The following is an 18,249-nucleotide window of genomic DNA, read 5'->3' as shown; positions in this document are numbered from 1 at the left end:
GAATTCGCACGTCACCGCACGTCAAACCCCTAGTTGCAGTCCGTCGGCCGCCTCCTCGACCATGGCGAGGCCCAGCCGGCTCACCCGCACGGAGAACGGGGCACCCGCCACGCGCAGCCCCGTGAAGCCGATCTCCCCGAGGGGTGCACCACGCAAGGGGCGCAGGGTGACCGTCCCGGCCGGGGCGTCGGGGCGGATGCCGGCCAGGGCGGTCAGAAGCAGCACTCCGGCTGCCGCCGCCGTGGCCGCGGGGCGGCACGCGGCCGGATGCGGGAGCGGAGCACTTCCCGCGGTGCGTTGCTCCCCCGCGTACATCTCGGGCAGCCGGTGGTCGAAGGTCTCTGCGGCCGCGAGTACGCCGCTCAGCAGCGAGCTCGCCTCCTTCTCGAAGCCTGCGGCGGCCAGTCCGGCGACGGCGAGTGCCGTCTCCTGGATCCGCACGGCTCCCGCTCGGTGGCCGAACGGATTGAATCCGGGTTCCTTCGCGCCCAGGCCGCGCAGGCCCCATCCGGAGTCCATGGCAGGGCCGCCGAGCAGCCGGGCGAGCTTCTCGGTCCGGACCTTGTCGAGCAGACCGGGTGCCGACTCGCCCCCGCCCAGCAGGCCGGTGTCAAGGAGGTGCACGGCGGCCGCACCGAGGTGGGGAACGAGGCTGCCGTCCGGGGCACGGGCTGCCGCGGGCCTGCCGCCCCCGCGGTCCTCCACCCAGAAATCCCGTGCGAACGCGGCCCGCAGGGTCTGTGCCCATTCCCGAAGTGCCCCTCCCCCCGGCCTGCCACAGGCGTCGAGCAGGTCCGCGCCCAGCAGGGCGGCGCGGTGGGCGTGAGCCTGCGTCTCACAACGGACAGGCCCGCCCGGGTTCGGATCGCGCAGGTACGAGCCGTCACCCACGCTGGTGCGCAACCATGCCAGGCAGCGCTCAGCGGCGGGCAGCAACTCTTCCGTCTCCTGGTCGGGGAGACCCCAGCGGCGGGCCTCGGCGAGCAGGGCGGGGAACAGCAGCGTGGCCTCGGTACCGGTGCACTGCGGCGGCAGGTGCGGCCCTGCGTCCCGTCTTGGGCCGGGGATCATCCCGGACCGCGTTCCGGGGCCGGTGAGTTGGGTCCGGGCGATGATCCGCATCGTCCCGGCTGCGAGGCCGGTGCCTAGCGGCAGCGCCATCCGGGCGGCGACGAGCGCGTCGGCGGGGGCCAGACCGCAGCGCCAGGGCGCGCCGGCCGCGAGGTGGGTGTCGGCGGGGTTCGCGGAGTCGCGCAGGAGGAGTGCCTGGAGATCCTCGATGCTCGTCCGCAGCAGGGCAGGGGGGCTCGGGTCGTCGCCCTCAGCACGCGCCGCGGCCAGGGGGCTGGTCGCGGCTCGTCCCGCGGCTCGCAGCGGCCCCGCGCCGTCCGGCCGCACCCGCAGTTCCAGGGTTCTGCTGCCGCCGGGTGGCAGGTCGAGCTCCCAGCGCAGCAGCCCGGTCGAGGCGACGGCGTCCGAGGGAGGCGGTTCGGCCGTGACGGACGCGTTGCCGGTGGCGCAGGACCAGCGCAGGCCCGAGCCGTGAACGCTGGCGGAGAGTTCGGGGCCCGCGCCGCCGGAGGCGATGGCCCCGAGGTCGGCCAGGTCGGTGCCCAGGACGATCTCGACCGGCAGCCGCAGCGGGCGGGGAGCCGCGCTGTGCAGTGTGATCCGCTCGGTGCCGTCCGCGAAACGGTTGCGCTCCACGATCACGTCCGGGTCCGGACCCGCCTGCGGTGACGCGCGGAGTGTGCCCACGAACCTGGCGCGGTCGGCCGAGGCCATCCGGGCCTGCACCGCGAGGGGTTCGCGCCCGGCGACGCGGATCTCACACCGGGAGAGCACGCGCCGCCCGGCACGGTAGAACCCCTCCAGCCCGCGACCGGTCAGCTGCCCTTCGTCCGTCGAGATGGCCAGCCCGGGCAGAGCGACGCAGATCATCGCGGTGTGGACGGGTGGTAAGTCGGTGGACCAGCGCAGTCCAGGGAGCGTGGCACCCCGGGGCGGGGGCGATGGCGAGTACCCCGGAGGCGCCGGTGTCCGTCCTGAGGCGGAGGACGGTGGGACCGCGCCGTACCCCGGACCCGTACCAGGGCGACGATCCTGGGCCGTCCCTCGGAGAGAAGATCGGCCCGGGCCAGGGCCCGGTGACGACGGCGAGCACGAGTCGAGACCGGTGAGGGCAGAGGCGGTCGACGTACCGCCGGGGAACCTCGGTCCATACCCGTCGGGCCGTGCGGTCGGCCGCGGAGGGGCAGCCTGCTCCCCCGCCCTGGCCCCCGGTGCTCCGGCATCGGGCGGGCCCAGCCCCGACGCGAGGCGTTGCGGGGACCCGCTCTTGGGGCGGCGGTCATCGGCGGCCGCGGGCGGAGTCGGCTGTTGCATGGGGAGGCTTCCTCTGCGCTCGGTGCGCCTCGATCGTGTTCGGCGTCGGGGCCGGAGGGCTCCGGCGGAGTGGGGGCGGTGCCGCGTCACGGCTTGTCCAGCCGCTCCGCCACTCAGGTGAACGGTGAGGGCGTCCTCCGAGTCACGCCCGTCGCCCGTCGCCTTGCGCGTCGAGGTATCCCGGCGGCGGCTCACTCCTGATCGCCCCCGCCGTGCCCGGGCGGTACGGCCTCCTGGCCCATGTCCTGGCAGGGCATGGCCGGTTTCCTGGACGCACGCGTACGCGTACCGGTCGTTCGCACGCTGCCGGGCCGCGCAGAGCTCGCCGTTGTGGGACGGCCCGGTCGAGGGCCGGTTTTGGCAGCACCGGCAGGGTGTGTGCTGCTCGCCGGCGTGCACCGCCGGGGCGCCTGAGTGCCCTTGTCAGCCCGCGATCGCCCGCCGTGCGGCGCGATGCCGGGCGCCGGGGTCGTCCCGCCCCCAGCAGACTCGTCCCCGGCCGCCCGCGACTCCGAGAGGTCACCCACCGCGCGCCCCCGGTCCTCACGCTCCGATCGCAGGCAGCTTCGGATCGACTCCGGGTCGAGGCCTTCATTGCAGGCCTGGTGCAAAAGGCGGGCGAAGAGGTAGTCGGGATCGGCACCCAGGGCCATGGCCAGGGCTTCTCGGGCCTCCAGCTCGTCGCCGGTGGACCACGCCACCCAGCCGGCCAGGGTCAGCGGCGCGGCGGCATGTTCACCGTAGGGCCCGACGCAGCGGCGAGCCAGTGTCCTCCAGAGGCGAAGGGCGTGTCCGGCCTCGTCGCCCTCCATCCATTCGGCGGCACGGTCGCGGGTCGCTCGGTCTTGAAGGCCGAGGATCAGCCGGGCGGCCTCGTCGTGTCCGAGCAGTTCGTCGTCTCGGAGATCCGCCAGGAGTGTGCCGGAGGCAGGCTGTGCATCGGCGAAGCGGCCCAGGATCTTCCTGGCCAGTTCCAGTGTCTCGTCGGCCACGGCTACGCGACCCGTTTCGTCCAGGATCTTCGGCACCAGGGCCATGCTGGCGGCGTCCAGAGCGGCTTCCTGCTCCAGTGCCGCGGCGCTCTCCCAGGGGAGGAGCCGGGCCCGGAGCTCCCGCAGCGAGCCCCGCACCTGGATACCGGCGTAGGTGGCCGCCGCGGCCAGCACCGAGGTGCCGGGCAGGCCCATGGGTGCTCCCTCGGGGGAGCAGCATGCCGCGTTGTCGCAGCAGTACGACCAGTAGCGGCCCTCCGAGATGCACAGCGCCTCGACCACCACCACGTCCATGGCGCCGCACTCGACACGCAGCCTCTGGGCCAGAGGCCTCAGCCGCTCCATCACCTGCCGGCCGGTCTGTCCCTTCTCCGGTTCCTGACACAGGAAGGCGACCATGGACTCGGGCCGGGCCCCTCGGCGCTCGCTGCCCGTCACGAGGCCATGGGACAGCTGCCGCGCTGCGGACGGCCAGTCGTCCGCGTTCGCTGGGATACCGAGCCGGGCCCGGCCTCCGAACCGGCCGCGCCCGCCCCTGTCGTGCAGCGCGACCAGGACGATGCTGTCCTCGGGGCGGTATCCGAGCAGGTACGGCAGGGCATCTGCCAGTTCGGCCGGGGTGCGCAGGGTGACCTGGTGTTCGTCGCCGTGACGGCCGTACGCGGGGCCGGCGGCGGTCAGTCCGGAGGTGCCGCTCCCCTTCTTCTCCTGATCGCCCTGCTCGTGCCCGCCCTGCGCCGTGGGCCCAGTGGTGTCGCCCCTTTTGTGCCCGCCCTGCGCCGCAGGCCCGGTGATGTCACCGTTCTCGGAGGGTCCGGTCGTTTCGCTGTGGTTCGTCATGCGAAGACGATCTCGCGGAATCCAAACCTCCGCTTGAGCCTGTGGATAAGTCTGATCAGGGACACGCCACCCCGGGTCGCTGCGTCCACAGGTTCCGGTCCGCGGCTCCGGATGTCAGTGCCGTCCTGTTGTATGGAACACATGGAGCACACGAGCAACGCGGAACTCCGGGCAGCGGCCGACGCGGTCCTCGCCCGCCTCGTCGGTGACGTATCGGGGGAGGCCAGGCTGCGCGAGGACCAGTGGCGGGCGATCGAGGCGCTGGTCGCCGACAGACGCCGTGCTCTGGTCGTCCAGCGCACCGGTTGGGGCAAGTCCGCGGTGTACTTCGTGGCGACCTCGCTGCTGCGGGCGCGGGGCAGCGGCCCGACCGTGATCGTGTCGCCGCTTCTCGCCCTCATGCGGAACCAGGTCGAGGCCGCGGCTCGGGCGGGCATCCACGCCCGGACCATCAACTCCTCCAACACCGAGGAGTGGGACGCCGTTCAGGACGAGATCGCCGCGGGCCAGGTGGACGTGCTCCTGGTGAGTCCTGAGCGGCTCAACAACCCCGACTTCCGGGACCAGGTGCTCCCCCGGCTCGCGGCCGCCACCGGACTCCTGGTGGTGGACGAGGCCCACTGCATCTCCGACTGGGGACACGACTTCCGGCCGGACTACCGCCGACTGCGCACGATGCTCGCCGATCTCCCTCTTGGTGTGCCGGTGCTGGCGACCACCGCCACGGCCAACGCGCGCGTGACGGCCGACGTCGCGGAACAGCTCGGCACCGGCGGCAGCTCTGACGCCCTCGTGCTGCGGGGCCCGCTGGACCGGGACAGCCTGAGCCTGAGCGTGCTGCGGCTGTCGGACGCCGCCCACCGGATGGCCTGGCTCGCCGAGCACCTCGATGAGCTTCCGGGCTCCGGAATCATCTACACCCTCACGGTGGCCGCCGCCGAGGAGGTCACCGCCTTTCTCCGGCAGCGCGGGCACACGGTGGCGTCGTACACAGGCAAGACGGAGAACGCCGATCGCCAGCAGGCCGAGGAAGACCTACTCGGCAACAAGGTGAAGGCACTGGTCGCCACCTCGGCGCTCGGCATGGGCTTCGACAAGCCCGACCTGGGCTTCGTGGTGCACCTGGGCTCGCCCTCCTCCCCCATCGCCTACTACCAGCAGGTGGGCCGCGCCGGGCGCGGTGTGAAGCATGCCGAGGTGCTCCTGCTCCCGGGCAGGGAGGACGAAGCGATCTGGCAGTACTTCGCGTCGCTGGCCTTCCCCTCGGAAGACCTGGTGCGCCGCACGCTCGACGTCCTCGGGCATGCCGAGCGGCCCCTGTCGCTCCCCGCCCTGGAACCTCTGGTGGAGCTGCGCCGTTCCCGCCTGGAGACCATGCTCAAAGTCCTCGACGTGGACGGGGCGGTCAAGCGGGTCAAGGGCGGCTGGACCGCGACCGGGCAGCCGTGGACGTACGACGCCGAGCGTTACGCGTGGGTGGCTCGTCAGCGCGAGGCCGAGCAGCAGGCCATGCGCGCGTACGCCTCGACGACCGAATGCCGCATGGAGTTCCTGCAGCGCCAGTTGGACGACGAGGCCGCCAAGCCGTGCGGACGCTGTGACAACTGCGCCGGTCCGCGTTTCGCCGCCGACACGTCCGAGGCGGCGCTCGACGCCGCGCGCGTGGATCTGGGCCGGGCCGGTGTCGAGGTGGAGCCCCGACGGATGTGGCCCACCGGGCTGCCGGCGATCGGAGTGGACCTCAAGGGACGGATCCCGGCCGGCGAACAAGCCGCTTCGGGACGCGCGCTGGGGCGTCTGTCGGACATCGGGTGGGGCAATCGGCTGCGCCCCATGTTCGCGCCCCAGGCACCTGACGGGCCGGTGCCCGATGACGTGGCGAAGGCCGTGGTGGATGTACTGGCCGACTGGGCCAAGGGCCCCGGCGGCTGGACCCCGGGCGCTCCGGAGAGGGTGCCCCGCCCGGCCGGCGTCGTCACCGTCGCCTCGCGAACGCGTCCGCAGCTGATCAACTCCCTGGGGGCGCGCATCGCCGAGATCGGCCGGCTGCCGTTGCTGGGCGCCGTCGAGTACATCGGCGACGCGTTTCCGGGCTCTCGGAGCAACAGCGCCCAGCGGCTGAAGGCGCTCGACGGGGCTCTGGCCGTGCCGCCCGCCCTCGCGTCCGCTCTCACGGAGGCCCAGGGCCCGGTCCTCCTGGTGGACGACTACACGGAGACGGGCTGGACTCTCGCGGTCGCGGCCCGCATGCTCCGACGCTCCGGCGCGCAGGGGGTGTTGCCGCTGGTGTTGGCTGTTCAGGGCTGACGTCGTAAGGCGGCCGGAGGCAGTCGCCCTGGCACACCTCTGGACGCCGCACACACCCGTGACGTACGAACGTGTCGTGCTCGAACGCCCCATGGGTGGTCCGGCGACACGCACGGTGGGGATATTAGCCGCGCATCATCTGATAACGGTCGGCAGCCTCAATTGCTCGTTGCCGCATTCAAGTTCGACAGGAAGAATTGAAGTCCGCTCCCGCACGGCTCGCCGGCCGCTCCGGTAGGGCTCTGCTGCGGTGCGCGCTCCCAGGAATCCGACCCCGCCCGCAGTGTGGGCGCGTAGCCGAAGGGAGGACCGTGACCTTCGGATTCGCTCCGGCCTCGGCAGCGGCGTCGACATCCGCCGCCTCCGCCAACCGCCTGCTCGAACCCGCGGAATGGGCCGCCGCCGGGATCCCACTCCTGCGCAGCCCCCGTGAGATCGTCAGCGGACTGCACGCCCGCCACCACCCGCAGCCGACGACGGCTGTCGTCGCCGTGCTCGACCCGGACGACCGGCTGCGGGCGAGCGCCTCGTTCGTGCGCCGTGCGGCCCCTGCCGACGGCTGGATGTTCCGCAACGCGCTGCTCGCGCAACTGCGCCGCGTCATCCCACACGATCTGCGCCGCCGCACGCCGGTGCGCACCGCGGTACTGCTCTACTGCCGTGAGGGTGACGCGCGTTGGACGGAGGAGGACGGCGCGTGGATGTGGGGGCTGCGCGACGCGTGCACCCTGCACGGACTGCGCTGCGGGGCGTACATCACGCTGACCCGTGACGGATGGCAGGTCCTGGGCGAGGGCCGCGGCGGACGCCGCCCTCACTCGGCGTCCGCGCCGGAGCCGTTCGCCACGTCGGAGGCACCGCCACCCATACCGCGCACCGGCGGCGCCTCCGAGGTACTGCGCCGCGCAGCGGCGGCACGCTGAGTCCCGGGCAGGCCTGTCCGGGCTGATCCGGGACCGTACTTCGCCACACGGCACACCACGGCTTCGAGGACGGGCCGGAATGGACCGTCCGACCCCTGCCAGGTATGGGCCGCAGGCACGGCGGTCCGCCGCGGCCGCAGAAGCGCTCCTCGGGCCGGGCCGGGGCACCGCACGGGCACACTCCCCCACCCGTCGGGCATGGTGAGCAACCCGCCGGGCGGCGCCGTGACGACGGCGGCCGGGCGGCGCCGTGACGACGGCGCCTGAAGGCATCCCCAGCACCCTGCCGGGCGCTACCGCACAGGCTCAGACACCCGCGCCCAGCACCGAGTTGATTCGCTGTGGGTCTCCACAGACGATCAGCAGGGCACCGGCCCGGGAGTGAGCCAGGGCGAGGGCGTTCGCGGCAGCGTCCTCGGGACCGCCGTTGACGGCGACCACGGCCACCGGGCGCGACGCGGCGCGGGCAGCGATGGTGACGTCCGTGTAGAAGACGTCATCGCCCGCGTCGTGCTGGGCCCAGTAGGAGGCTTCGCCGAAGGACAGCTCGTGGGCGGCCCACGGGTGCTGCTCCCCAGTCGTGATCACCAGGATGTCGCCGGGGGCACGACCGGAGTCCAGCAGCAGGTCCACGGCCTCCTCGGCGGCGTCGAGCGCCCCCTCCACGGAAGCCGGGATCAGCTGGATCTGCGGGGTGGCCGGAGCGGCGGGGCCCGACGGAGCGGGCTTGGCGGCCACATCGCGCGGAGTCCGTTGCACGGGCGGCGCCGGCCGGAGAGGGCCGGGACGACCGGGACGCGACGGAGCCGCGGGACGGGGGCCGGGTACGGGACGGGGGGTCTGCGCGGTACGGCCGCTGGCCGGAGTGGCGCGGGGACCCTGGGCACTCTCGTGAATCTGAGGCTCCTCGGGAATGAGAGGCATGAGTTGATATTTATCAAACGTTGGTACGACCCGCGTCGGCGGGTGGCGCATGTGCGCGAACGAAACCGTCAGAAATCGAAGCCGAGCTGCCCCTCGATCTCCGGAACACTTCCGTCCGCCCAGCTGCGGACCTTCTTGAGGTGCCGCCACTGGGGCAGCGCATCAAGATACGCCCACGACAACCGGTGGTGGGGGGTGGGGCCCCGCTCCGCCAGTGCGGCCTTGTGCACGGGTGATGGATACCCGGCGTTGTCCGCAAAGCCGAAGTCTGCATGGTCGATACCCAGTTCGGCCATCATTTTGTCGCGCTGGACCTTGGCGATCACCGAGGCGGCCGCGACCGCCACACAGGACTGGTCGCCCTTGATCACGGTGCGGACCCGCCAGGGCGCACCGAGGTAGTCGTGCTTTCCGTCGAGGATGACCGCGTCGGGACGCACAGGCAGTGCGTCCAGCGCACGTCCCGCGGCGAGCCGCAGCGCGGCTGTCATCCCCAGAGCGTCTATCTCCTCCGGGGAGGAGTGACCCAGTGCGTACGACGTCACCCAGGTGCGCAGTTCTTCGGCGAGGGTGGTGCGTCGCTTGATGGTGAGCAGCTTCGAGTCCGTGAGCCCCTCGGGCGGGCGGCGCAGTCCGGTGATCGCCGCGCAGACGGTGACGGGACCGGCCCACGCGCCGCGGCCCACCTCGTCGACACCTGCAACGATCTTCGCTCCGGTCGTGGCTCGAAGGGAGCGCTCGACGGTGTGAGTAGGCGGTTCGTACGGCATGGCGCCCCTAGATTACGCCGCCAGGAACGGCCCGCGACACCCCGGTCCACCACGGCCGTCTCGACACCCTCGAGAACCTTCGAGGAACATCGCCCGGCGGCGGCGCGGGATGTGGCTCGACTCGAACTCAAGCCTCCTCGCCGTGAGCGTCAGGCACCGTGCGGCCGCAGCAGTGGGACCATCAACTGGTCGATCATCTCCTCGACTTCACCGTCCCGCCATTCACAGCCGCACATCTTGGAGCGGTACATCATCATGGCCGGCATGGCGTCGAAGACATAACTGTTGGCAGCCCCGGGGCGCACCTCACCGCGCTTGATACCGCGGTCGACGACCTCCTGCAGCATCTTCATGGTGGGCTCCACGACCCCGTTGAAGATCACGCCATGGAAGCGTTCGGCCTGCGCCGTGTCGCACTCGTGAATCACCGAGCGAAGCGCGAGACCGGGGCGGGAGAACATCGCGTCACGAGCCAGCAGACACAGCGCCAAGAGGTCCTCGCGGACGCTCCCTTCGTCCGGAGCCGCGTCGAACTGCGGCAACCCGGCACGCAGGGCGTCGGCAACGAGATCCTCCTTGGACGGCCAGCGTCGGTAGACGGCGGCCTTGCCGGTCTGGGCGCCGGCGGCGACACCCTCCATCGTCAGGCCGTTCCAGCCGACAGTGCTGAGCTGATCGAGAGCGGCGTCGAGGATCGCGCGTTCAAGGACGGCGCCGCGGCGGCGGGCAGCAGTCTGAGCGGGGGCATCCGCCCAGCTGGGGGTAACCATCGGACTCTCTCCAACGAGCAGAGGAAGCGGACATTCCGGGATGGAGGACGCGCCGGACGGCCCTACGGGGGACGTACCGACCGACGGCGTCTTTAGTGAACGCTTGCGTCCACTGTCGGGAACTCACTACCGTTGTCGCGGCAGTGAACGCCAGCGTTCACTAACGCACTCGTGGGGGACCCATAGTGACAACCTCTCCATTGCTCCAAGATCAGAAGCCAGGCGCGGCACGCCGACAGGGACGCCCCGGCATAGCACTCACCGTCATCGCGGCCTGCCAACTCATGGTGGTACTCGACGCGACGATTGTGAACATCGCACTCCCGCACATTCAAGAAGCGCTCGAGTTCAGCACGACCGACCTCACCTGGGTCGTCAGCTCCTACACCCTCACCTTCGGCGGCCTGCTGCTCCTCGGCGGCCGTGCCGGTGACATCCTCGGACGGCGCCGGGTCTTCATGACCGGCATCCTCCTGTTCACGCTGGCATCGCTGCTCGGCGGGCTGGCCCAGGAACCCTGGCAGCTGCTGGCCGCCCGGGTCCTGCAGGGCGTCGGAGGCGCGATCGCCTCGCCCACCTCGCTGGCACTCATCACCACCACATTTCCCGAAGGACCGGAGCGGAACCGGGCCTTCGGTGTCTTCGCCGCGGTCTCCGCGGGTGGTGGCGCCATCGGCCTGCTCGCGGGCGGCATGCTCACCGAGTGGCTCGACTGGCGCTGGGTGCTCTTCGTGAACGTGCCGATCGGCGTGCTGATCGCCGTACTCACCCCGCTCTACATCAACGAGTCCGAACGGCACTCCGCCCGCTTCGACATCGCGGGCGCCGTGACCTCGACGGCCGGCATGGCATCCCTCGTCTACGGCTTCATCCGCGCCGCGGACGAGGGATGGAAGGACCGCCTCACCATCGGGTCGTTCGCCGCCGCCGTGCTGCTGCTGCTCGCCTTCGGGATCATCGAGTCCCGGGCCAAGGAGCCGATCACCCCGCTGCGGATGTTCGCCGACCGTAACCGATCGGGCACGTATGTGATCATGCTGAGCCTCGCCGCGGCGATGTTCGGCATGTTCTTCTACATCGTGCTGTTCGTGCAGAACGTGCTCGGGTACAGCCCGATCCAGGCAGGGCTCGCCTTCCTGCCGGTGACGGTGGTGATCGCGCTCGGCGCCGGTCTGTCGCAGCGGTTCCTGCCGGTGCTGGGTCCCAAGCCCTTCATGCTCGTGGGCTCCGCCCTCGCGATGACCGGGCTGGCCTGGCAGGCACTCATCAGCTCCGGCAGCTCGTATGTCGGTGGTGTCCTCGGCCCGATGCTGGTGTTCGGCTTCGGCATGGGTCTGAACTTCGTGACGCTGACGCTCACCGCCGTCTCCGGTGTCGCCCCGCACGAGGCGGGCGCGGCCTCCGGGCTGCTCAACACGACACAGCAGGTGGGCGGATCGCTGGGCTTGTCCATCCTCACGACGGTCTTCGGCACGGCGACGAAGAACGAGGCCGAGCAGCAACTTCCGCAGTTCATGGCCGATGGGACAGCGGAGCAGAAGGCGGAGTTCGCCAGGACGCACCAGCTGCCCGCGCCGTGGGGACACGAGGTGCTGGCCCACGGCATCTCGACAGCGTTCATCCCGGCCGCGGCGATGGCCGTTCTCGCCCTGGTCACGGCCTGGTTGGTGATCCGGGTCCGCAAGAGCGACCTGGAGGCGCTCTCCGGTTCTGCCGGGCCGGGACTCGGCTGACACACGAGCTCCGCGAATCGGCTCCGGCACCTCGCCGACGGGTGCGGCACAGGCCCCTCGGCGGATGCCGGGCCGGTTCGTGCCTGGCTTCGGCCGAGCAGGTCGCGGGCGATGGGACGACGAGACCGGCAGCACCACCACCCTCGAGCGACCCGCACGACGCGCGACAGCGCCCCACCAACGGATCAGAACTGCGAGCAGAACCTCCATGACACCCCCTCTCCACGAGCACAGACGCCCGTCGTGTGCACGCCCCGACCGCTGACACAGCGGCTGCCGGAACAACGCACGGCCGACTACGGAGAGTTCCCAGGATGTACGGAGAGTTTCCGAATGGGGCGCAAGGCCAGTGTCAGGCCGACGTGGGTACCCAGTCCGGGAGCGGCTCAGTCCGCTCGACCCACTCGGCGGGCGGCGCCCCGGCCTTCCCCGCGGCGATGACGCCCCCGACGATGGCGCACGTGGTGTCGACATCACCGCCGACCTGGGCGGTCGTCCAGAACGCCCGCTCGTAGTCGCCGAGGCTCCTCGCCGCCGACCAGAGGGCGAAGGGCACGGTGTCGTGGGCGGTCGTCCGCCGTCCGCAGCCCAGCACCGCCGCGACCGTGCCCGGGTCGCCGTAGTCGAGCATGTCCCGCGCCCTGCGCAGCCCGGCGCCCACGGCACTCTTCGGTACCAGGTCGATGACCCCGTCGAGGAGGGCTTCGGCACCGGGCGGCCCCTCGGGGGCGGCGGCGAACGCGGCTGCCGCTGCGACGGCCATGGCCCCGACGACGGCCTCGCGGTGCTGGTGGGTGGGGTAGGCCGAGATCTCCGCCTGGTGGGTCGCCTGCTCCGGATCGTCCGCGTACCAGGCCCCCAGCGGAGCGATCCGCATCGCGGCGCCGTTGCCCCAGGACCCTTGCCCCTTGAAGAGCGCGGCGGCCAGCTCCCGCCAGTCGCCGCCCTCCCGGACGAGCCGCAGCAGACGGTTGACCGCAGGCCCGTAGCCCCGGTCGAAGTCGTGGTGCTCGGCGAAGGAGTGGGCCAGGGCGTCCTGGTCGATGCGGTGGTGGGCGGCCAGGACGGCGACGACCGAACCGGCCATCTCCGTGTCGTCCGTCCACTGCCACGGCCCGGAGGGCACCTCGCGGCGCTTCAGCAGCGGGTAGTTCACCGGCACGAAGTACTGGGAGCCGAGGGCGTCCCCGACGGACAGTCCGCGCAGGCAGGCCAGGGCGCGCTCCAGGCGCACGTCGGGGGAGGAATCAGCGGTCATCGCCCTGCCACTCTATCCGGTGATCCCGTACGGCTCGGGATCTCGCCAGCGGTCGAACGGCCGGTCGAGCGTGTACTTGCCGTCGTCCCCCAGAACGAGCATCCGCACCTCGCCGTTCCCGGGGTTCGACAGTGACTCGAACTCCGCGACCGTCCAGTGGAACCACCGCATGCAGAACAGCCGCATAGCAAGGCCGTGAGTGACGATGAGGACGTTCGGCGGGTGGTCGGGGTCCTCGAAGCTGCGGAACAGGCTCTCCAGGAAGCCGCCGACCCGGTCGTAGACGTCGGCGCCGGACTCGCCCTGGGCGAATCGGTAGAAGAAGTGGCCGTACGCGTCCCGGTAGGCCTTCTGGAGGCGGACCTCGTCCCGGTCCTGCCAGTTGCCCCAGTCCTGCTCGCGCAGCCGGGGTTCCTCGCGCACCCGTATGAGATGGGGATCGAGATGGAACGCGCGCAGGGTCTCGTGCGTACGCCGGTAGGGGGAGACGTACACGCTGACGCGCTCGTCGCCGAACCGCTCGCGCAGCCGCTCTCCCGTCGCCTCGGCCTGCCGCCGGCCGCGCTCGGTCAGCGCCAGGGCGTGGTCGGGTTCACGCTCGTATACGGAGTCATCAACATTGCCCGTTGATTCGCCGTGCCGGACAAGGACGATGCGCCGTGGTCGTGCCATGCCAAGACCCTAGATCGGGTGAGGTCCGGTCGAGCACTCCCCCTGCACCCATACGGCGTACATCACACGATTACTGCACCACAGGTCACACCGGTCGCACATTCATGCGAGCGGAATGGCTCAGTCCGCTCGTATCCCTGGGTGCCACGCCCCGTGTCGCAACATCCGGAGAAGCCGAAGAGACGGGTCGGAATCAGACCGTCCAGCTCGGTTCCATATCCACGACGTCCCCGGTGAGCGCCGCCACGTCCGCCTCCGTCTGGGCCCTCAGGGCGAGCCGCTCCACACGTTCCGTGCGGTACTTGCCGTGCTCGGCGGCCGAGCGCCACATCGACAGCACCATGAACTCGTTCCCGGGGGCCTCGCCGAACAGCCCGCGCACCATGCCGGGCGATCCGGCCATCGCCGGGTTCCATACCTTCTCCTGCATCAGCACGAAGTGCTCGGCCCTCTCCTCGTGGATGCGGCAGAGCGCCACCCGGAGCAGGTCGGCGTCCGTGAAGCGCGGTTCGAAACCGGTCTTCACGTCGAAGCGGTAGTCGAACAGTCGGACCTGGGCGTCCTTGAACGTGCCCGCCTGGGTCGACGCGAGACGGTCGTGGGAGCGTGCCATGAAGGAGTCGTAGAAGGCACGGCTCTCCCAGAACGCGAATATGTGCGCCACATCCGGCCGCCCCCGGCTCCAGCCACCCCCCTGCCCGCGAAACCCCGGCTCCCCCAGAAGCCCCGCCCACTTCCGCTGCCCCCGTTCGAAACCGCGGCGGTCCACCACGGTGCAGCGAATCCACTTGACCAGCACCGCGCCATGGTAAGGCCAGGAAGCGTGGCGTCGGTCACTCTCGGCTGGACCGCTCCGCCCCGCGCGCACCCCCTCGCGTGGCAGGATGGACAAACAGTCATGCGCGCCCGGCAGTTGGGGCCGACGGACAGGTCGTACGGGGAAGGGGACTCTGGTGGACGGGCTCAGCAAAGGGCTTCGCAAGGTCGAGATCGCGGTGCGATGGGATCCCAGCCCGGCGGGGCAGCCGTCCACCGACCTGGACCTGATCGCGGCGACCTATCCGGCCGGCGACTCGCACGGCGACCCGGCGTACCTGGTGCACTTCGACAGCCGCTCCCCGGACGGCACCATCACGCTCAACCGGGACAGCAAGGACGGTCAGGGCTTCGGCTACGACGAAGTCATGACGCTGGAGCTCGACCGGCTCGACGCCCGCTACGCGCGCGTGCTGGTCGGTGTCGTCATCCAGCAGCACCCGGCGGAGCGCACCTTCGTCAGCGTGCGCAACCCCGGGCTGCGTATCCGCGAGGGGTACACCGTCCTGGCGGAGGGCGACTTCGGCGACGTTCTGGGAGCGACGGCGGCGACGGTTGCGGAGTTCGTCCGGGACGGCTCCGGCCCGTGGGAGTTCCGCTCGGGACTGCGTGGTTTCGAGGGCGATCCGGTGGACTTCGCCAGGACCATGGGCGCGGCGCGCCGGCCCTGACCCGGCCGCGGACGAGGCACTGCGACGAGAGGGGCACCGCCCGCAGGCGGTGCCCCTCGTCATCGGCTCAGGCGTTCGGCGTACTGGCGGAGAGCACTTATTCTCGACGTGCCGTATGCCTGCGGCTCTCGACGTAGCTGGCCCAGTCTCGCTTCACGTACTTAACCCAGTGCACGGCTGTGTTGATGTGCACCCCGAGGATCTGACTGAGCACAGGAGCTGGCAGATCAGATGCGAGTGACAGAACCGCAGTGTTCTTGGCCGCACGAACACCAATTCCATGATTTGCGAGTCTTTGCGCCAATGGAGTGGCGCCAATTGCCTTGCCAGCCAGATTTCCCGGGAATAGCCAGTGCATTCCCGGGTTGCTTCGACTCACTACTGATCTTGGGATGCGAGATGCTTGTTCAATGATCAGCTTCGCGACGGCGGGGGGCAGCAATACCGGATGCTCGCCAAGAGTCAGATAGGTACCGTCGCTCCGCTCATTGAGATGATCCACGGTTAGTTGAGAAATCCGACTGACGGGAACCCCATATAGCAGCACCAACGCGCCTGCTGCCCGAACATCCATCGGGATACGACCTTCAGAATTGCTGAATCGCGCATCGCAGCCAGCGCACCTTTTCTGCGCCGCGCTCGGATCTCTTCTACCCGTCCATCGGCCGCATCGAACAGCGCCTGGATTTCGTCATATGTTAGAGGTCGCCGCCCCGGATTACCCTCGTACTCGCTGACGTGGGTAACAGCATTCCACTCGTGAAAAATTTGGGCCGGCACTTGCCCGAAGGAATCCAAACACTTGGCAGCCCAGCCGTACCGAGCATCCGTGACGTAGTCGCAGAACATCCGCAATGCGTTCTGGTACCCGCGTGCCGTCGAGTAGGCAAAATCAGGCTTCCGCGATCTGAGGTGGTCGAGAAAGGCCTCGGCTTCAGTCGGCTGCCACTGCCACGGGTACTGATTCGTGAACTCTACGAATCTCCTGACCAGTCGCAGTCGCGGCACGATGGTGGCTTCATAGTTCAGAAACCGTGCCCGCTGCTGCAACACCCATCCGTCCAGCATCGCTTGAAAGATCGCTGGCTCAGGATCAAGGTGCACTACCTCGCCGACAAGTACCAGGTGCGCAGCTCCTGGCAGGTTCGCCCCACCGCTCATGTTGCGTTTAACGCAACATCGTTGAGTTGGTTACGGTCACGCTCAACCACGGACTGCGTGCATGGCTGGGGTCGTACGGGGCGCTGTTGCCCAGGGCGAGGCCCTGGGCAACAGCAAGGGGTCACCTCAAATTTTTCCTCTACCTCTGGCTTCGGCCCGGTGCGACCTCAAGCGCTCTCATCGAGTCTGGCGACTGCCACGGCACGTTGCAGCCTTGCGTGACAGACGTTGTCGCTCACTACTCTGCGGAAGGAGAATCCGTTCCTCTCCGAGGCATATCGGAATCCGATCTTGCTGAGCAGCGCTTGTTCCTGTCTGCCTGTTTCCTGAAGAAGTTCGTTCAACTCGGAATCGCGCATGGGCTCCGCGGACGTCGGCGCCTCTTGGTACAAAGCCACCCGCCCTCCCCACGTCGGGCCAACATAGTCATCCCATTCCAACTTCGCTTGATCAGGCAGGATTGCGAGCCCGGCCCCAACTCGGTCTGAGCGGAAGGCAGCGAAGTAAGCGAGGCGCTTGGAGAACCAGTCGTGAGATTTCATCACTGCGCTGGCTAGCTTCTCCACGTCGGAGCTGGTTGGATCCAGAAGTGTCGTTACGACTTCAGCGTTGAGTTGATAGAGCGAGTCGACCAGATGATCGACTGTTCCAGCCCCGGAGACTGCATACCCGAGCTCTGCCAGGCGGCGTTCGATTCGCAGCTCGTCCAGAGCAAAGCCGCCGAGGCATAGGAGCCACCACTCCCAGTCTGGCCCTACAAGGTCACGGCGACCTACAACTCCCTCAGCTCGCTCAATGAGTTGAATATGGCCAGCCTCATGGGCAAGAAGTCGCTCAACATCATATGGAGGGAGGTTACTGACCTCCGGTCTGTTCACGACGACTACGGGTCCACCGTCAAGCGAAAGGGTCCGTGCTGCAACTATGCTGGCACCACGGTCCGTTGAGTAGCTTTCGTGAGAAGTCAGCCTGCGGACCGTTCCCACAAAATCGTCGGTAACAATGACGGCGGCGTCAGGTTTTTCCATCCTGGACAAGCCGGCTTGCATCGCGTCAACCTGATTGTCGGTCAGGCCTCGCCCGTTCACGCTGAGTTCCATGGCATGCTCACCTTTTCATTCCGTGCCAACTTGCGTTGCAGCTCAGAACGTGATGTCATGCATGCCTGCATTCCGGCGGCTTTCCGTCGGAAGTCTCAACTGAGAGAATCGGGTCACCCAACGTCGCTTTGGGTGTCACTCTCTCCCACCACGTCAGCAATCTCACGGGCGATCTCCTCGACCGTGTACTGAGCGGTGCTTCTGGCCAACTTGTCAGCCAGTGATGGGCTTTGTGCCATCACTTCGTCTTTGGTGATGTTGTGCCAGATTGGCAGCAGGTTCTGCTGCCCCGTCACGTACCGTGTCACCAAGCCGTCAAGTTCATACTGGGGCCACCCCTTTTCGAAGAAGGGGCGGGAGAGAATCACGATGCCGAATCGACTGTTAGCCAAGCCTTGGTCGATCTTGCGGCGGAGGCTGTCGCCGATCCTCAATTCGAGGACGTCGAGCCACACAGAGATGCCGGCCTCTTGCAGATACTGCGCGAGCGGGCGGGCCACTGCCTCTTTGTCCTCACTGGCATGAGAGATGAAGACATCTCGTACGGACTCGGCCCGGCCGATGGAGTAGGGCGGCGGCTCATGTCTGATTTGGGTCAGGGAACCAGCATTACTCGGGCGTAGCACCGGCAGCGGCGGCGGCTCGATGGAAGCCGAGGACCTCACTCTTCCTCTGAGGCCCAGCATGTCAACGGTCACGTACCAGTGTCCGCTCCGCGGAATCGCAAGACGCACCGGAGAGTGTTTTGCCAGCCCACCTGCAAAGCGGGCGTTTCTTCCGGCCTTGTACTTCTGATAGTTGCTGGAGTCCATCAGGCGCACATTGGCTGCACTGCCGGACAGTTTAATGACTGCGGTCGCGCCCTTGGGCTGACGGCCGAGATCGTGGACCACGTAGTCCATGATTTTTCCTCTGTATCACCTTCAC

At 69.1% G+C, this 18,249-nt stretch carries 15 protein-coding genes; 4 read left to right on the top strand and 11 right to left on the bottom strand.

What is annotated here, in order from left to right; translation table 11 throughout:
• Positions 1 to 21 precede the first annotated feature (21 nt).
• Both ACFZDE_RS33235 and ACFZDE_RS33230 read right to left on the bottom strand, forming a co-directional pair.
• Positions 22 to 1,941: a glycogen debranching N-terminal domain-containing protein gene (locus ACFZDE_RS33235; RefSeq protein WP_391206375.1), complete on the bottom strand. Its 1,920-nt coding sequence runs from the start codon at positions 1,939 to 1,941 to the stop codon at positions 22 to 24.
• A 635-nt stretch (positions 1,942 to 2,576) separates the two neighbouring features.
• Positions 2,577 to 4,217, bottom strand: a complete 1,641-nt coding sequence (locus ACFZDE_RS33230) for a DUF4192 family protein (protein ID WP_391206372.1) — start codon at positions 4,215 to 4,217, stop codon at positions 2,577 to 2,579.
• A 141-nt stretch (positions 4,218 to 4,358) separates the two neighbouring features.
• Between ACFZDE_RS33230 and ACFZDE_RS33225 the strand changes: the two genes are divergently transcribed.
• Both ACFZDE_RS33225 and ACFZDE_RS33220 read left to right on the top strand, forming a co-directional pair.
• Entirely contained in the window at positions 4,359 to 6,524 is a 2,166-nt protein-coding gene (locus tag ACFZDE_RS33225; protein ID WP_391206369.1) for a RecQ family ATP-dependent DNA helicase, read from the top strand.
• A 311-nt stretch (positions 6,525 to 6,835) separates the two neighbouring features.
• A complete protein-coding gene (locus ACFZDE_RS33220) occupies positions 6,836 to 7,447 on the top strand; it encodes a hypothetical protein (RefSeq protein ID WP_391206366.1) in 612 nt (203 codons plus the stop codon).
• A 306-nt stretch (positions 7,448 to 7,753) separates the two neighbouring features.
• Here the strand turns inward: ACFZDE_RS33220 and ACFZDE_RS33215 are convergent, their stop codons facing one another.
• The 3 genes from ACFZDE_RS33215 to ACFZDE_RS33205 all read right to left on the bottom strand — a co-directional run bounded on the left by ACFZDE_RS33215 (position 7,754) and on the right by ACFZDE_RS33205 (position 9,911).
• A complete protein-coding gene (locus ACFZDE_RS33215) occupies positions 7,754 to 8,371 on the bottom strand; it encodes a hypothetical protein (protein ID WP_391206362.1) in 618 nt (205 codons plus the stop codon).
• Positions 8,372 to 8,439: 68 nt separating this feature from the next.
• Positions 8,440 to 9,141 (bottom strand): ribonuclease HII, encoded by a 702-nt coding sequence (locus tag ACFZDE_RS33210; protein WP_391206358.1) that lies wholly within the window; start codon positions 9,139 to 9,141, stop codon positions 8,440 to 8,442.
• Positions 9,142 to 9,290: 149 nt separating this feature from the next.
• Positions 9,291 to 9,911 carry a TetR/AcrR family transcriptional regulator C-terminal ligand-binding domain-containing protein gene (locus tag ACFZDE_RS33205; protein WP_391206355.1) on the bottom strand — a complete coding sequence of 207 codons (621 nt, stop codon included), beginning with the start codon at positions 9,909 to 9,911 and terminating at the stop codon, positions 9,291 to 9,293.
• Between the two features lie 185 nt (positions 9,912 to 10,096).
• On the opposite strand from ACFZDE_RS33205, the gene ACFZDE_RS33200 reads away from it, so the two are divergent.
• Entirely contained in the window at positions 10,097 to 11,644 is a 1,548-nt protein-coding gene (locus ACFZDE_RS33200) for a DHA2 family efflux MFS transporter permease subunit (RefSeq protein ID WP_391206352.1), read from the top strand.
• A 352-nt stretch (positions 11,645 to 11,996) separates the two neighbouring features.
• Here ACFZDE_RS33200 and ACFZDE_RS33195 read toward each other — a convergent pair whose 3' ends face one another.
• The 3 genes from ACFZDE_RS33195 to ACFZDE_RS33185 all read right to left on the bottom strand — a co-directional run bounded on the left by ACFZDE_RS33195 (position 11,997) and on the right by ACFZDE_RS33185 (position 14,373).
• Positions 11,997 to 12,902, bottom strand: a complete 906-nt coding sequence (locus ACFZDE_RS33195) for an ADP-ribosylglycohydrolase family protein (protein ID WP_391206349.1) — start codon at positions 12,900 to 12,902, stop codon at positions 11,997 to 11,999.
• A gap of 12 nt (positions 12,903 to 12,914) precedes the next feature.
• Positions 12,915 to 13,574 carry a histidine phosphatase family protein gene (locus ACFZDE_RS33190; protein WP_390994789.1) on the bottom strand — a complete coding sequence of 220 codons (660 nt, stop codon included), beginning with the start codon at positions 13,572 to 13,574 and terminating at the stop codon, positions 12,915 to 12,917.
• 193 nt (positions 13,575 to 13,767) lie between these two features.
• Positions 13,768 to 14,373 carry a DUF4937 domain-containing protein gene (locus tag ACFZDE_RS33185; RefSeq protein WP_391206345.1) on the bottom strand — a complete coding sequence of 202 codons (606 nt, stop codon included), beginning with the start codon at positions 14,371 to 14,373 and terminating at the stop codon, positions 13,768 to 13,770.
• A 154-nt stretch (positions 14,374 to 14,527) separates the two neighbouring features.
• Between ACFZDE_RS33185 and ACFZDE_RS33180 the strand changes: the two genes are divergently transcribed.
• The gene (locus ACFZDE_RS33180) at positions 14,528 to 15,061 is read left to right on the top strand and encodes a TerD family protein (protein ID WP_391206342.1); all 534 of its coding nucleotides are present in this window, start codon (positions 14,528 to 14,530) and stop codon (positions 15,059 to 15,061) included.
• A 504-nt stretch (positions 15,062 to 15,565) separates the two neighbouring features.
• Here the strand turns inward: ACFZDE_RS33180 and ACFZDE_RS33175 are convergent.
• The 3 genes from ACFZDE_RS33175 to ACFZDE_RS33165 form a co-directional block, all read right to left on the bottom strand.
• On the bottom strand, positions 15,566 to 16,129 hold the full coding sequence (locus tag ACFZDE_RS33175; RefSeq protein WP_391206338.1) for a hypothetical protein: 564 nt from the start codon (positions 16,127 to 16,129) through the stop codon (positions 15,566 to 15,568).
• A gap of 260 nt (positions 16,130 to 16,389) precedes the next feature.
• Entirely contained in the window at positions 16,390 to 17,322 is a 933-nt protein-coding gene (locus tag ACFZDE_RS33170) for a hypothetical protein (RefSeq protein ID WP_391206335.1), read from the bottom strand.
• A 113-nt stretch (positions 17,323 to 17,435) separates the two neighbouring features.
• Entirely contained in the window at positions 17,436 to 18,224 is a 789-nt protein-coding gene (locus tag ACFZDE_RS33165; protein WP_391206332.1) for a DUF1883 domain-containing protein, read from the bottom strand.
• Positions 18,225 to 18,249: the final 25 nt, after the last annotated feature.

It is taken from the genome of Streptomyces sp. NPDC007929 (genome assembly GCF_042959065.1).
Classification (GTDB): Bacteria; Actinomycetota; Actinomycetes; order Streptomycetales; family Streptomycetaceae; genus Streptomyces.
Note: the sequence above shows the minus strand (reverse complement) of the source record. Positions and strands in the feature narration are given on the sequence as shown.

Bases quoted from the DNA above. Each gene is read 5' to 3' on its own strand.
- ACFZDE_RS33235 (WP_391206375.1), bottom strand. From the start codon at position 1,941: ATGATCTGCGTCGCTCTGCCCGGGCTGGCCATCTCGACGGACGAAGGG.
- ACFZDE_RS33230 (WP_391206372.1), bottom strand. From the start codon at position 4,217: ATGACGAACCACAGCGAAACGACCGGACCCTCCGAGAACGGTGACATC.
- ACFZDE_RS33225 (WP_391206369.1), top strand. From the start codon at position 4,359: ATGGAGCACACGAGCAACGCGGAACTCCGGGCAGCGGCCGACGCGGTC.
- ACFZDE_RS33215 (WP_391206362.1), bottom strand. From the start codon at position 8,371: ATGCCTCTCATTCCCGAGGAGCCTCAGATTCACGAGAGTGCCCAGGGT.
- ACFZDE_RS33210 (WP_391206358.1), bottom strand. From the start codon at position 9,141: ATGCCGTACGAACCGCCTACTCACACCGTCGAGCGCTCCCTTCGAGCC.
- ACFZDE_RS33205 (WP_391206355.1), bottom strand. From the start codon at position 9,911: ATGGTTACCCCCAGCTGGGCGGATGCCCCCGCTCAGACTGCTGCCCGC.
- ACFZDE_RS33195 (WP_391206349.1), bottom strand. From the start codon at position 12,902: ATGACCGCTGATTCCTCCCCCGACGTGCGCCTGGAGCGCGCCCTGGCC.
- ACFZDE_RS33190 (WP_390994789.1), bottom strand. From the start codon at position 13,574: ATGGCACGACCACGGCGCATCGTCCTTGTCCGGCACGGCGAATCAACG.
- ACFZDE_RS33175 (WP_391206338.1), bottom strand. From the start codon at position 16,129: ATGCTGGACGGATGGGTGTTGCAGCAGCGGGCACGGTTTCTGAACTAT.
- ACFZDE_RS33170 (WP_391206335.1), bottom strand. From the start codon at position 17,322: ATGGAACTCAGCGTGAACGGGCGAGGCCTGACCGACAATCAGGTTGAC.
- ACFZDE_RS33165 (WP_391206332.1), bottom strand. From the start codon at position 18,224: ATGGACTACGTGGTCCACGATCTCGGCCGTCAGCCCAAGGGCGCGACC.